The organism is Chryseobacterium cheonjiense (genome assembly GCF_012927265.1).
GTDB lineage: Bacteria > Bacteroidota > Bacteroidia > Flavobacteriales > Weeksellaceae > Chryseobacterium > Chryseobacterium cheonjiense.
The window spans coordinates 1364148-1380174 of record NZ_JABBGF010000001.1; the positions used below are offsets into that span (position 1 = coordinate 1364148).

The window sequence follows — 16027 nt, forward strand, 5'->3', positions numbered from 1 at the left end:
ATGAACACTTTAACTGGTACGAAAGAGTTTTTTACGGGGATCGACAAGATTAAATTTGAAGGGAAAGAAAGCAGAAATCCAATGGCATTCCGCTACTATGATGCAGAAAAAGTAGTGATGGGAAAACCGATGAAAGACTGGACCCGTTTTGCAATGGCGTGGTGGCATACCTTATGTGCAAACGGAAGCGATCCGTTCGGAGGAGCTACCATTCACCATCCATGGGATATTGGGAATGACGCCGTTACGAGAGCAATGCATAAGATGGATGCCGGCTTTGAATTCATGTCTAAAATGGGTTTCAGCTATTACTGTTTCCATGATATTGATCTGGTAGATCCGGCAGATAACTGGAAAGATTATGAGAAAAACCTTCAGGCTGTGGTTGAATATGCCAAGCAAAAGCAGGCAGAAACGGGAATTAAGCTTTTATGGGGAACAGCCAACGTTTTCACCCACGAAAGATACATGAACGGAGCTTCTACCAACCCGAATTTCGATGTGGTAGCATGTGCAGGAACACAGGTGAAAAATTCTATCGATGCAACGATTGCTTTAGGTGGAGAAAATTATGTGTTCTGGGGAGGAAGAGAAGGTTATATGAGTCTTTTAAATACAGACATGAAGCGTGAAAAAGATCATTTGGCACGTTTTCTTTCAATGTCCAGAGACTATGCACGCCAACAGGGCTTTAAGGGAACTTTCCTTATCGAGCCAAAACCTATGGAACCTACAAAACATCAGTACGATTATGATTCTGAAACCGTAATCGGATTCCTGAGACATTACGGACTTGATAAAGATTTTAAATTAAATATTGAAGTAAACCACGCAACCCTCGCAGGACACACCTTTGAGCACGAACTTCAGGTGGCTGTAGATGCAGGACTTTTAGGAAGTATAGATGCCAACAGAGGAGATTACCAGAATGGCTGGGATACAGACCAGTTTCCGGTAGATTATCTGGAAATGGTGCAGGCATGGCTTGTACTTCTTCCTGCAGGAGGATTAGGAACAGGAGGAGTAAACTTTGATGCAAAGATCAGGAGAAACTCTATTGATCCGGAAGACTTATTCATCTCTCACATTTCAGGAATGGATGTATTTGCAAAAGGCCTTCTGGCAGCAGCAGATATTCTTGAAAATTCAGACTATAAAAAATTAAGAACAGACCGCTACGCTTCTTTTGACAACGGAAACGGAAAGGCTTTTGAAGAAGGAAACCTTAAACTGGAAGACCTTCAGAGAATAGCACATGAAATCGGGGAACCTCAGCCAAAAAGCGGAAAACAGGAATTGTTTGAAGCTATTGTAAACATGTATATCTAATTAAAAAATAAAAAGGCTGCTAACACTAAGGATTTCTCATACTATAATTATTAACAGCCTTTTATTCAACCCTAATATTTAAAAATAATAATTATGAACCGATTTTATTTAGCTAAAACCAATAAGGCGGCCCTGTTTTTTGCCATGGCCTTATTACCTTCCGGCTTGGCGTATGCCCAGGTTAAAAAAGATACGGTAACAAAAGAGAAGAAGATCGATGAAGTTGTTGTTATTGGATACGGTACACAGAGGAAGGAAGCAGTTACAGGATCTGTAGCTACCGTAAAGGGAGATGTCCTCCGTGAGGTACCTTCAGCAAACATTACACAGGCTTTACAGGGAAGAACTGCCGGAGTAGATATTTCCCAGACTTCATCAAAACCTGGAGCCACTATGCAGATCAGAATCCGGGGAGCAAGATCTTTAACAGGAACTAATGATCCTTTGATCGTTTTGGACGGTATTCCATTTGTGGGATCATTGGGTGATATTAGTTCTAATGACATTAAAAGTATAGATATCCTGAAAGACGCTTCTGCCACAGCCATTTATGGTTCCAGAGGGGCGAATGGGGTTATCCTGGTAACTACCAATAGAGGATCTAAAGGTCAAAAACCAAGATTCAGCTATAATTCATTTACAGGAGTTCAGACACTATTCTCAAGATATCCCATGATGGATGGTCCTCAATTGGCGAAACTTAGAGTTGATGCCGGAAATATCTATGGATTAGGAACAGATGAAACGTTGGATACCAATACAGACTGGCAAAAATTGTATTATAAACCGGCTATGATTACGAGCCATGATGTGGGTGTTTCCGGTGGAACAGATGGAGGTAATTATAACGTAGGCTTATCTTATTTTAAGCAGGATGCGCTCATTCCAATTCAGAATTATGAAAGATTTTCATTAAGAATCGGTTTGGATCAGCAGGTTGGTAAAAGTTTTAAATTCGGATTTACAACAAATACCAATTATACGGTATCAGAAGGAAATGGGGTGTCAGGAGCGCCAACGTTAGGTTATTCCCCTTTAGCCAATCCTTATAATCCGGATGGAAGTTTTAAGAGAACAATGAGTACTGCCTCAAATATTGATCAATCTTGGATCTATGTAAGAAAAACACTTGAAAATCTGGGTGATAAATATGTTGACGAAAGTAAAGGATTTTCTTCCTATAATAATTTATACGGAGAAGTAAACCTTCCTGTTACCGGGTTAAAATATAGATTAAATGTAGGACTGGATTATCTTACTTCCAATAGCGGAAACTATACAGGCGTAGGTGTATTTAATGTAAATGCAGCAGCACCTTCCAGCGCTGGAAAAGGAAATAACCAGACTTATCACTGGACTTTAGAGAATTTATTGACTTATGACAGAACTTTCGGTAAGCATAAAATTAATGCAGTTGCTCTATATTCGGCAGAAGGGAATAGGTATATCAGCTCTTATATGAGTGCCAAGAATGTACCTGCAGACTTTTTCCAATATTATAATTTGGGGCAGTCGCCACAGGCTGATATCTCTGTAAAACCTGAAGATCAGGTTTATCAGAAAAGAGGACTTTTGTCTTACATGGGTCGTGCCATGTATACGTATGACAATAAGTATATGATTACGGCTACGCTCCGTGCAGATGGTGCATCTGTTTTGGCACCGGGTAACAAGTGGCATACCTATCCCGCAATATCTTTAGGCTGGAATCTTGCCAATGAATCTTTCATGCAGAATATTAAATTTCTTAACCAGTTTAAATTAAGATACGGATGGGGACAAACCTCCAACCAGGCGGTTGCTCCTTATACAACATTGGGGTCTTTGCAGGTAACTCCTTATAATTTTGGATCTTCAAATACAACAGGTGTTTATATTTTAACTGCGCCAAATACTGGTTTAGGATGGGAATATTCTAAAACCAATAACTTTGGAGTTGATTTTGGCCTATTTAATAATAGAATTACAGGAACGGTAGAATATTACAGAACCAAAACTGAAAAAGTTTTAGCTGATACAAGACTTCCGATTTCAGGTGGTATTGATAGAGTAACTAATAACATAGGACAAATAGAAAATAAAGGCTGGGAAGTTTCACTTAACGGAAGTATCTTCAATAATCCTGATGGTTTTAGCTGGGATGCAGGGATAAACTGGTATGCCAACAGAAATCAGATCTTAGCTTTATCTTCAGGAACTACACGTGACGAAATCAACAACTGGTTTGTAGGACACAATATTAACGCGATATACGATTATCAGAATATTGGTTTATGGCAGCAGGGCGATCCCTATCTCAATATATTGGAACCTGGTGGTAACGTAGGTATGATTAAAGTGCTTTACACCGGAGGTTATAATCCGGATGGTACTCCTGTAAGAGCAATCAATGCATCAGACAGACAGATTATTGATACGGCTCCGGATTGGCAGGGTGGCTTTAATATGAGATTTTCATATAAAAACTTTGAACTGAGCACCGTAGGTGCATTCCAACATGGTGGGGTTTTAATTAGCTCTATTTATGGTTCTTCAGGTTATCTTAATAGATTAACAGGAAGAGGTAATAACGTAGATGTGGATTATTGGACAGCAGATAATCCGAATGTAAGATATCCTAAGCCGGGAGGTATGATGAGTGGGGACAATCCAAAATATGGATCTACACTTGCTTATTTCGATGGGTCATATCTTAAACTGAGAACAATAACTTTGGGCTATAATGTAAGCAAAGAATTTTTGGATGATCTGAAGTTGAGTAGTTTTAGAATTTATGTCACTGTGACAAATCCTCTTGTTCTATTCTCGCCTTATCATAAAGAATCTGGTATGGATCCGGAACCGAATTCTTATGGTAACCAGAACCAGGCGGTAAATGGCAGCCTTCCTTATAACGGCCGTCAGCTGATTATAGGTGCGAATAATCCGTCAACGCGTAATTATCTAATGGGAATCAATTTATCTTTTTAAATTACAAAATCATGATCAAGTTTAATAAAAAAATAGTTATAGGAGCATTCTTCTTATCGCTTTGCTTATCCAGCTGTAATGAAATTCTGGACGAGCAGCCAAGATCGAATTATACAGTTGATTATTTCAACACTCCGGATGGGGTAACAGCCGGTGTTACATCTTTATATAGAAGTTTACGTTTATTATATGGTAATGGCTACTTTATGAGCAACTGCCAGAATGGTACCGACGAATCTACCTGGGCACAAAGTGCGGATGGAAACTTCAAGGAACTTGACTTTTCGGGAAATGGTAACGTTACACCAGCCTCTTTTCCGCCTAGTATGATTTGGGGATCGGTTTTCCCTTATATTAATACAGCCAATGGAATTGTTGAGAGAGGCCCCAAATTTGGAGTAGCAGAATCATTAATTTCAGAAGCAAGATTCTTCAGAGCTTTTGATTACTTCATGCTCGTTCAGACGTATGGAGGAGTACCTTTGGATTTAGGAGCCGGAGAACTTGCACTTAATGTTAATGCAGTAACAACTTCTAAAAGAAATACGGTTCCGGAAGTTTATACAAGAGCCATATTTCCTGATTTGAAAAGAGCTATAGACAATTTACCTGCTTCTCCTAGGGTAACCGGTGGAGTTACTAAAAATGTAGCAAGATTGTTTTTGGCTAAAGCCTATCTTACGTATGGATGGTGGCTGCAGAATCCAAATGGCATCCCGACTTATCCGGAAACTCCGAGAACTGATCCGGATGGCCATAATGCACAATGGTATTTTCAGCAAGCTTATGATACTGCTATGACGGGCATCAGTACTCCTGGTCCATACTCTTTACAGCCTACATTTTATGATGTAAATGTGGGGTCAAATGATAGAAATAGCGAATGTATGCTATATGCAGATCATACCCAGTCAAGTGTATTTTATAATGAATCAGATCCAGTTGGTTTCGGTTCAGGATGGGCTCCTGATAATTTTGCTGCATGGATGCAGACATGGAACTATACCAACCTGAAAAGCAGTAGTTCTGCAACAAGCTGGGCTGCCGTAAGTTCTGTGCAACGTGCAGCAACACAGTCGCTGGGACGTCCGTGGGTGCGTATGTGTCCTACAATAGGTGTTATTCAGAATACGTTTGCTAATAAAACAACTGACTCAAGATTTGACGGAACTTTTGTAACTACTTACAGAGGTAACTGGGATAAAGCAGGCGTTACTAATCCTGTTCTGTACAATGCCAATAGTTTACCGGTACAGCCAGGAGGCGCTATTCTGAGTTTCCTTAATGATGACTCTCAAACACCGACTTACCCTTCAGATGCAGGACAAAACGGTGTCGGAGCAGGAACATTACCGGGAAGAGCAGACTGGGTGATTGCACCGAACGGAATTAGCAGAATTGTTTATCCCGGACTGTGGAAAATAGGAACGTACCGTACGGATGATCCGAATGGTTTAGGATATCCGAATGCAGGTTTAACCCGTCCTTTCAACGTAGCGAAATTCTCTGAATTTTATTTCATTGCAGCGGAAGCAGCCGTAAAAGGAGCTTCGGGAGCCATGAGCGCAAGAGATCTTATTAACGTTATCCGTGCCAGAGCAGGAAAATGGAAGTTTAGTAATGCCCAAAATACTACCTATATTGCTGATAACAGTGCAGCAATGATTGCGGCAACTCCTTCAACAATTACCATAGATTACATCCTTGGAGAAAGATCCAGAGAATACTACGGAGAATTCTACAGATGGTATGATTTGGTTCGCACACAGAAATGGGGAGAATATGCGGCTACGTATAAAATCGGTGGAACTGCTTATGGCAACCACACCCCTCAAACGGTAACACGTAATATCCAGCCATTCCATTATCTAAGACCAATCCCTCAGGGACAGATTGATGCAATGAGCGGAGCGACTGCCGAAGAGAAAGCAAAATACCAGAATCCTGGGTATTAATTGATTTATTCTTACATTCATATTAACAGCAAAGTAGGTGTTTACCAAAAAACACCTGCTTTGTTTTAATAAAAAAACAGATATTACTATGGAAAAAACATGGCGTTGGTTTGGGAAGAACGATAAAATAAAGCTTAATACACTCCGTCAAATAGGAGTAGAAGGAATTGTTTCTGCACTGCACGATATTCCTAAGGGGGAAATCTGGAGTCTGGAGGCTGTTAATGATTACAAAAACTATATAGAAAGTCACGGTCTTCGCTGGTCTGTTGTAGAAAGTCTTCCCGTAAGCGAAGCAATAAAATACGGAGGTGAAGACCGAGATTTTTTAATAGAAAATTATATTAAAAGTCTCGAGAATCTGGGTAAAGCAGGAGTAACAACAGTCTGTTACAATTTTATGCCTGTGCTCGACTGGGCAAGGACAGATCTCTTTCACGAATGGGAAGATGGTTCTTCGTCATTATATTTTGATAAAGCTAAATTTGCTTATTTTGAAATCCATATTCTGAAAAGACAGGGAGCAGAAAATGATTATACACCCGAAATTCTTCAAAAGGTAGAAAAACTTAAAAACTCGCTTACGCCAGAAGATGATAATACTCTCATTGATTCGGTAATTGTAAAGACTCAGGGATTTGTTAATGGGAATATAAAGGAAGGAGACTTAAATCCTGTCGAAAAATTCAATAATTTGCTGTCTTTATACGACGGAATTGATAAAAACCAGCTTCGTCTGAATCTTAAATATTTCCTCGAAAAAATAATGCCGGTTTGTGAAAAATGGGATATCCAGATGTGTGTACATCCCGATGATCCGCCATTTGCACTGCTCGGTTTGCCAAGAATCGTAACCAATGAAGAAGATATCGATTGGTTGCTTAATACTGTAGACAATTCACACAACGGGCTGACTTTTTGTGCAGGCTCTTTAAGTGCCAATCCTCAAAATGATGTTCCGGAGCTGGCCCGGAAATTTGCCCATCGTACAAAATTTGTTCATTTAAGAAGCACCAACGTTTTCGAGAACGGTGATTTTATTGAAGCGCATCATTTAGGCGGAAGAGGTAAATTAATTGACGTGATCAGTGTATTTGAAAAGGAAAATCCAGAATTGCCGATGCGAATCGATCACGGAAGACTATTGACCGAAGATATAGAGAAAGGATATAATCCTGGGTATTCTTTCCTGGGAAGAATGCTGGCTCTCGGGCAAATTGAGGGTGTAATGGCAGCCGTTCAAAATGAAATGTCGAAGACAAAATAGGATCCGAAGGATCCAATAATAATAGCCGCAGGTGAAACCTGTGGAAATATATCAATCATCATGAAAGATTTATTCAGCATAAAAGATAAGGTTGCCGTTGTTACAGGTGCTTCTGGTGTTTTGGGAGGAAGCCTTGCTAAAAGTTTCATAGATGCAGGTGCAAAAATAGTTGCATTGGGCAGAAACCAGGAAAAACTGGATGACCTCGTAAAAGAACTTACATTATCAGGAGGTGAAGCATTAGCCGTAGAAGCAAATGTATTGAACATCGAAAGCCTTGAAGCCGCTTCAGAAAAAATTAAAGAAAAATATGGCAGAATTGATATTCTGCTGAATATCGCAGGGGGAAATATTCCTTCCGCCACATTATCTCCTGAACAGTCATTCTTTGATATGAACATACAGGGATGGGATGAGGTTACCGATCTTAATATCAACGGAACCGTTTATCCAAGCTATGTTTTCGGAAAGGCAATGGCAGAGCAGGGAAGCGGCAGTATCGTAAACATCTCATCAATGGCAGCTTATTCTGCGATTACAAGAGTGGCGGGATATTCCGCAGCCAAATCCGCAATTACCAACTTTACCCAATGGCTGGCTTCGGATGTAGCATTGAAATTCGGAGATAAAATTCGTGTCAATGCAGTAGCTCCCGGTTTTTTCATTGGTGATCAAAACCGCGCAATTCTTCTAAATCCTGATGGCTCTTTAACAGACAGAAGCAAAAAAGTAATAGCCAAAACACCAATGCAAAGATTTGGTGAAGTGCAAGAGCTGAACGGAGCAGTACAGTTTCTCTGTTCCAATGCCGCGAGCTTTATTACAGGTGCATTATTGCCTGTTGACGGTGGTTTCAGCGCCTTTAGCGGCGTTTAATTGAAGTAAAATTTCTCTTCATATTTAGATAACAGGATCTTGATGGCAATTAAGATCTTGTTTTTAAAGAATTATTTTGAATAATGGACGAAAGTCCGATTCATTGAAAATCCAGAACATAATAACAATTTAATAAAAACTAATGCAGGCTCCTAAAAACGGCAACGTAAGATGGTTTATGCTGTCTTTGGTATTTCTCGCAACTACCATTAATTACCTGGACCGTCAGGTAATGGGCTTGCTGAAGCCTATTCTTGAAAAAGAATTTGTCTGGGACGAAAAAGATTACAGCTACATCGTAATGGCTTTCACTGCTACCTATGCCATTGGTTATCTGGCAATGGGAAGATTTATTGACAGGGTCGGAACCAAAGTAGGATATGCCGTTTCACTTATTGTGTGGAGCCTGGCTTCTATCGGCCATGGTTTTGTGAAAAGTACGTTGGGCTTTATTATAGCAAGAAGTACGCTTGGAATCAGCGAAGCAGGAAATTTTCCGGCAGCGATAAAATCCGTTGCAGAGTGGTTTCCGAAGAAAGAAAGAGCCTTGGCGACAGGTATTTTCAATTCCGGAGCTACGGTTGGAGCCATATTAGCACCACTTTTAGTGCCTTATATTTTAGGACATTACGGATGGCGCGAAACTTTTGTCTGGATCGGGGCGTTGGGACTAATATGGATTATTCTCTGGTGGAAATTTTATACCATCCCGGAAAAAACAAAAAGACTCAGCAAAATAGAATTTCAATATATTAAAAGTGATCAAAACGGGCAAACGGAAGAGCATTCCAAAGTTCCGCTTTCAGAATTGCTGAAATACAAAGTGACGTGGTCATTTGCCATTGGCAAGATCCTTACCGATCCTATCTGGTATTTCTTTATGTTCTGGCTTCCCGCTTATTTTTCAGATGTATTTAAAATGGATATGACAAAACCTTCTCTTCCGTTGATTATCATTTACAGCGGAACCACGGTTGGAAGCATAGGCGGCGGTTATCTGTCCTCATTTCTGATAAAAAAAGGATGGGCAATAGGAAGGGCAAGAAGTCTTACCATGCTATTGTTTGCATTAATGGTTGTTCCGGTTATGTTTTCAAAATATGTAGATAATATGTGGCTGATTACTGTAGTCATAGCCTTTGCTACAGCGGCACATCAGGGATGGGGAGCTAATTTGATGACTACGGTGGGAGATAAGTTGCCCAATAACTATGTAAGTTCCGTTATTGGTTTTGGCGGGATGCTCGGTTCGGCAGCAGGAATTATTTTTCCTCTATTCATCGGGATTATTTTAGACGCCTTCAAGAAAGCCGGAAACATCAACGGAGGATACAATATTATCTTCTTTATTGCCGGAATATCTTATGTTGCAGCATGGGCAATTATCTGGCTCATCAATAGAAAGAAAACAGCTTGATATCAAAATATACAGTTTGAAAGTTTTAAAGAGTAAAAATGAAATCTAAACTTTGCATCATCGCCATCTGTCTTTTGATAAGTATATTTTCCTCTGCACAAAAAGGAGGAAAATATAAGCTGTGGTATACCCAGCCTGCCAAACAGTGGATAGAAGCCTTGCCCATTGGTAATGGAAAGATTGCTGCAATGGTTTTCGGAGATCCCTACAAAGAAAAACTTCAGCTGAACGAAGCAACATTCTGGTCGGGTGGCCCTTCCCGGAACGATAATCCCGACGGTCCCAAAGTGCTGGATTCCATCAGATATTATTTATTTACAGGAAATTATAAAAAAGCTCAGATTCTTGCTGATAAAGGTTTAACTGCAAAAACCCTCCACGGCTCGGCATTTCAGAATATCGGAGATCTTACTCTTGATTTTAAGAATCTTGGTGATGTTAAAAGCTATTACAGAGAACTGGATATTGAAAAAGCGTTGACGACAACAACATTTAATTCCAATGGAATTAATTTTAAAAGAGAAGTATTCGCTTCAATTCCGGATAATTTCATTGTTATCAAACTCAGCGCCGACAAAAAAAATGCTTTGAATTTTACGGTAAACTTCGACAGTGAGCTCAAAAAAGATAGTCAGGCTGATGGTGTTATATTGCAGATGAACGGTGTATCCTCAACTTTAGACGGTGCACAGGGGCAAGTGAAATTTAATGCCGTGGCAAAATTCATTACAAAAGGTGGAAATACTTCTATTTCAGGAAAATCTATCTCGGTAAACAATGCAGATGAAGTTACCATTTTGATATCAATCGCTACAAACTTTACAGATTATAAAACTTTAGATGCCGATGAAGTTTTAAAAAGCAGAAAATACATTGCTGAGGCGGAGCACAAGAATTTTAAAACCTTATTTAAAAATCATCTGAAAGAATATCAGGAATATTTCAAAAGAGTTGATTTTGACTTAGGAACTTCTGAAGCTGCAAAAAATCCCACCGATATTCGTATTAAAAATTTTGCAACAGGTTACGATCCGGAACTTATCTCATTATACTATCAGTTCGGGCGTTACCTTTTGATTTCTTCATCACAGCCCGGCGGCCAGCCTGCCAATCTTCAGGGAATCTGGAACAATTCGAATAAACCGGCGTGGGACAGCAAATACACCATCAATATCAACACGGAGATGAATTACTGGCCTGCCGAGAAAACCAATCTCTCTGAAATGCACGAACCTCTGATTCAGATGGTCAAAGATTTAAGCACCACAGGAAAAGAAACGGCGAAAGTAATGTACAACAGCCGCGGCTGGGTAGCCCATCACAATACCGATATCTGGAGAATAACAGGGGTTGTGGATTTTGCCAATGCCGGAATGTGGCCGATGGGCGGAGCGTGGCTTTCGCAGCATCTTTGGGAAAAATACGTTTACAATGGTGATAAGAATTATTTAAAATCTGTTTATCCCATTCTTAAATCAGCCACAGAGTTTTATGAAGATTTTTTAATTGAAGAGCCAACGCACCGGTGGCTCGTGGTAAGTCCGTCCATGTCTCCAGAGAACATTCCTCAAAGGCATCAGGGAAGTGCTTTGGCAGCAGGAAATACGATGGACAATCAGCTGATGTTAGATTTATTCCGCAAAACAAAAAAAGCAGCAGAAATTCTCAATGTAGATCAGGAAAAAATTCAAGTGTGGAATTCTGTTATTTCAAAATTGCCACCAATGGAGATAGGAAAGTACGGACAGCTACAGGAATGGATAGATGATGTGGACAATCCTAAAGATAATCACAGGCACGTTTCCCATTTATACGGATTGTTTCCCTCCAACCAAATTAATCCGTTTACTGCTCCCGAACTGGCGGATGCTTCGAGAACGGTTTTAATTCATCGTGGCGATGTTTCCACAGGCTGGTCAATGGGCTGGAAAGTAAATCTTTGGGCAAAACTTTTGGATGGGAACCATGCAAATAAACTGATCAAAGACCAGCTTACCTTAGTAGAACAAGATGGTTGGAGCAAAAAAGGAGGAACCTATCCGAATCTTTTTGATGCGCATCCGCCGTTTCAGATCGACGGAAATTTCGGCTGCACTTCAGGAATTACGGAAATGTTGTTGCAGACACAGAATGGCTTTATCGACGTGCTGCCTGCACTTCCCGATGAGTGGAAAAACGGAAAAATTTCCGGTTTAAAAACATACGGAGGTTTTGAAATAGATATTATATGGGAAAATAATAAAGCAAGAGAAGTACTTATAAAATCAGGACTTGGCGGTAACTGCAGAATAAGAGTCCCGAATGAAATGCAGCTTGCAGGAAGCTCAAAACTTAAAAAAGCAGAAGGTAAGAATCCGAACCCGTTTTTTGAAATTCCTCAAATCAAAGAACCTTTAATTTCGGCAGATGCAAAACTAAATCCTTTTGAAATTAAAACATCGTTGATATATGATTTCCAAACAGAGCCGGGAAAAACATACATCTTAAAAATAAAGTCCTGAAAGGACGACCTAAATAAGAATAGGATGAAATCCTATTGAACAATGAAAACAAACCCGAAGGGTTCAACAACAATAGCCGCAGGTAAAACCTGTGAATGTGAAAAGAAATTTAAAATCAGAATAGGATGAAATCCTATTGAACAATGAAAAACAACCCAAAGGGTTCAACAACAATAACCACAGGTGAAACCTGTGGAATAATGACAAAATAATAAAGAACCCGAAAGGTTCAACAATTAAAACAGAAATTAAGAAATTTATATATGAAAAAGAGACCCATGAATCCAAATTTTTTAAAGAACAGGACTAATATTCTGGCAGCAGCGGCCCTGCTTTCCATCAGTACTATGTCCGCACAGACCTTCACCAATTTTAATTACCGTGGAAACGATAAAATATACAATGATCATCCTTTGCAGTCGGATGAATTTTATTCACCAATTCTTCAGGGCTGTTATCCGGATCCGAGCATCACTAAAAAAGGTGAAGATTATTATCTGGTCAATTCTTCCTTTTCAATGTTCCCGGGAGTTCCGATTTTTACGTCCAAAGATTTGGTAAACTGGAAACAGGTAGGGCACGTTCTGGACAGACCTTCTCAGCTTAAAGTAGAAAAAGGCGGAGTTTCGCAGGGAATTTACGCGCCGGATATCAAATACAACAAATACAACGATACGTTCTATATGATCACCACGCAGATTGCTGGTGGAGTAGGAAATATGGTTGTAAAAACAAAAGATCCTGCAAAAGGTTGGAGCGAAGTTCAGAAGCTTAATTTCGACGGAATCGATCCTGCGATTTTCTTTGATGAAGACGGAAAAGCCTATATCGTTCATAATGATGCTCCGCCAAAAGGAACAGAGCAATATCAAGGTCACCGCGTGATCAAAATTTGGGATTATGATCTGGAAAAAGACCAGGTGGTACCAGGTACAGATAAAATAATTGTAAACGGTGGTGTTGACCTTACCCAAAAGCCAATCTGGATTGAAGGTCCGCATCTTTACAAATATAAAGGAAAATACTACCTGATGTGTGCAGAAGGAGGAACCGGTGGCAATCACAGCGAAGTTATCTTTATGGCCGATTCTCCGAAAGGGCCTTTTATTCCCGCAAAAAATAACCCGATTCTTACGCAGCGCTATTTCCCGAGAGACCGAAAAGAACAGGTGGACTGGGCAGGTCATGCCGACTTGGTGGAAGGTCCGAACGGACAATGGTACGGGGTATTTCTGGCAATTCGTCCAAATGTAAACAACCGTGTGAACAAAGGCCGCGAAACATTCATCCTTCCGGTTGACTGGAGCGGGACGTATCCTGTTTTCCAGAACGGCCTGGTTCCCATGAAACCAACGTTGAAACTGCCTCAGGGTGCGCAAAATCAAACCGGGAAAAATGGCTTTTTCCCGAATGGAAATTTCACATATTCTGATAAGCTGACCGATAAAAACCTTGATTTCCGTTGGATTGCCATGAGAGGACCTCGCGAAAATTTTATTACCATAACAAAAAACGGAGTAAAAGTAAATCCTTTTGATACCAATATTAAAGCATTGGCTCCTGTTTCAGCAATATTCCACAGACTGCAGCATGAGGATTTTGAAACATCTGTTACCTTAGATTTTAAACCTAAATCAGAAAAAGAGCTCGCCGGAATCACCTGCTACCAAAGTGAGCGCTTCAATTACGTATTCGGGATTACCAAAAAAGATAAAGATTTTTACATGGTCTTGGAAAGAACTGAAAAAGGGGAATCGAAATTAATAGCAAGCGAAAAAATTTCATCCTCAAAAGCGATTACATTACAGGTAACGGGAGAAAAAGATAATCTCAATTTCAGTTATTCAGCGGACGGTAAAACTTTCAAAAATCTTGGCGGACCGGTTTCCGGAGACATCTTATCTACCGATGTAGCCGGCGGTTTCACAGGAAGCTTGATCGGTCTGTACAGTACATCGTCTAACGATATTGTGCCGAATTAATCTAATAATGATTTTAAACCTTGAAGGTTTCTGAAATCTTCAAAGTTTGTAAAATAACCATATCACCATGAATATCAAAAAATCATTTTATATAGTTTCTTTTTGGGGATTTATCGGGCTGAGTCATCTTTCAGCCCAGATAAACCCTTTTCAGAAATCGGTTACAAAATTTACCAATCCAATTATTTGGGCAGATGCTCCGGATTTGTCCATCACCAGAAACGGTGATGATTTTTATCTCATTAGCACTACCATGCATCTCATGCCGGGAGCACCGGTGATGCATTCTAAAGATCTCGTACACTGGGAAATGTCTGGCTATGTTTTCAATACATTAAATGACAATTCGAAATATGATTTATTAAACGGAACAGTCTATGGACGCGGACAATGGGCCTCTTCCATCCGTTATCACAAAGGAAAGTATTACGTACTGTTTTCTCCCAATGACGAGCCGTTCAAATCTTATTTTTACGTAACGGAAAATCCGGAAAAAGATAAGTGGAAATTAATCACCAGAGCCAGGCATTTTCATGATGCATCCTTGTTTTTTGACGATGATGACCGCATTTATGTTTTTACTTCCAACAAAGTATTTGAGCTCAGTCCTGATTTTAAAAATATCATCGGTGATCAGAACGGAACCGAGATTTTTCAGAAAGATGCCGAAGAAACCGGACTTCTGGAAGGCAATCAGATCATTAAAAAAGATGGGAAATATTATATGATGATGATTTCCTGGCCACGAAACGGCAAACGCAGACAGGTTGTCTACAGAGCGGATAAAGTAACAGGACCTTACGAAAAAAAAGTAATTCTTGAAGATAATTTTCTGGGGTTTTCTTACGCAGGACAAGGTGCTTTGATTGACGATAAAAACGGAAACTGGTATTCCTTAATTTTCCAGGATCGAAACGGAGTGGGGCGTGTGCCCATTTTGATTCCTGTAAAGTGGCAAAACGACTGGCCGGTGTTGGGAGATAACGGAAAAGTTCCTTTGCATGGAGAAATTCCGCTTCCGCCTTTTAAGCCTAAAAATCACCTGATCGAAAGCGACGATTTTTCCGCAAAGAAAATGAAAATACAGTGGCAATGGAACCATAATCCGGTAAATGAAGCATGGTCTCTATCCGAAAGAAAAGGATTTTTAAGACTGAAAACGAGCAGAATTGTAAGCAATCTTTATGCAGCACCGAATACCTTAACCCAGAGAATGGAAGGCCCGAAATCGAGCGGAATTATTTCCCTGGATGTTAAAGGGATGAAAGACGGTGATGTAGCCGGTTTCAGTGCTTTCAACGGAGATTCCGGAATTTTATCTATTGTGAAAGAAGGCAGTAAAAAATTCATCGTTTTTACTTCTGCTTCGGTAAGCTTGGACAATAAAACGAAAGCTATTACCGATGTGAAAACGCAGGAAACAAAACGCATTCCGCTGAATTCAGATACGGTTTTTCTTCGCATTGATGCCGATTTTAACTTAGGTAAAGACACAGCCGATTTCTATTACAGCACAGACCAGAAAAACTGGACGGAAATGGCAAAAGACTACAAAATGATTTTCGATTACAGAAGATTGTTTATGGGATCAAAGTTTGCCGTGTTCAACTATGCAACAAAAACTTCAGGAGGATTTGTAGATGTAGACTTTTTTGAATTTAAACGAAAAGATTAAATCAATCTTAAATAAAAATTTTTATCCAAACTAATAAGTGTATAAAATACAAATA

At 39.8% G+C, this 16027-nt stretch carries 9 protein-coding genes; all 9 read left to right on the plus strand.

What is annotated here, in order from left to right:
- The 9 genes from xylA (at nucleotide 1) to HHL20_RS06270 (ending at nucleotide 15972) form a co-directional block, all read left to right on the plus strand.
- The gene (gene xylA, locus HHL20_RS06230) at nucleotides 1-1329 is read left to right on the plus strand and encodes a xylose isomerase (protein ID WP_169230297.1); all 1329 of its coding nucleotides are present in this window, start codon (nucleotides 1-3) and stop codon (nucleotides 1327-1329) included.
- Nucleotides 1330-1422: 93 nt separating this feature from the next.
- Complete coding sequence (locus tag HHL20_RS06235; protein WP_169230298.1) at nucleotides 1423-4299, plus strand: SusC/RagA family TonB-linked outer membrane protein; 2877 nt, start codon at nucleotides 1423-1425, stop codon at nucleotides 4297-4299.
- A gap of 11 nt (nucleotides 4300-4310) precedes the next feature.
- Entirely contained in the window at nucleotides 4311-6254 is a 1944-nt protein-coding gene (locus HHL20_RS06240) for a RagB/SusD family nutrient uptake outer membrane protein (protein ID WP_169230299.1), read from the plus strand.
- Nucleotides 6255-6342: 88 nt separating this feature from the next.
- Nucleotides 6343-7521: a mannonate dehydratase gene (gene uxuA, locus HHL20_RS06245; protein WP_169230300.1), complete on the plus strand. Its 1179-nt coding sequence runs from the start codon at nucleotides 6343-6345 to the stop codon at nucleotides 7519-7521.
- Nucleotides 7522-7581: 60 nt separating this feature from the next.
- Nucleotides 7582-8397, plus strand: a complete 816-nt coding sequence (locus HHL20_RS06250) for an SDR family oxidoreductase (RefSeq protein ID WP_169230301.1) — start codon at nucleotides 7582-7584, stop codon at nucleotides 8395-8397.
- Nucleotides 8398-8539: 142 nt separating this feature from the next.
- Complete coding sequence (locus HHL20_RS06255) at nucleotides 8540-9814, plus strand: MFS transporter (RefSeq protein WP_169230302.1); 1275 nt, start codon at nucleotides 8540-8542, stop codon at nucleotides 9812-9814.
- 38 nt (nucleotides 9815-9852) lie between these two features.
- Nucleotides 9853-12315 (plus strand): glycoside hydrolase family 95 protein, encoded by a 2463-nt coding sequence (locus HHL20_RS06260; protein ID WP_169230303.1) that lies wholly within the window; start codon nucleotides 9853-9855, stop codon nucleotides 12313-12315.
- 263 nt (nucleotides 12316-12578) lie between these two features.
- The gene (locus HHL20_RS06265; RefSeq protein WP_169230304.1) at nucleotides 12579-14297 is read left to right on the plus strand and encodes a glycoside hydrolase family 43 protein; all 1719 of its coding nucleotides are present in this window, start codon (nucleotides 12579-12581) and stop codon (nucleotides 14295-14297) included.
- Between the two features lie 67 nt (nucleotides 14298-14364).
- Nucleotides 14365-15972 carry a glycoside hydrolase family 43 protein gene (locus HHL20_RS06270; RefSeq protein WP_185194797.1) on the plus strand — a complete coding sequence of 536 codons (1608 nt, stop codon included), beginning with the start codon at nucleotides 14365-14367 and terminating at the stop codon, nucleotides 15970-15972.
- Nucleotides 15973-16027 lie beyond the last annotated feature (55 nt).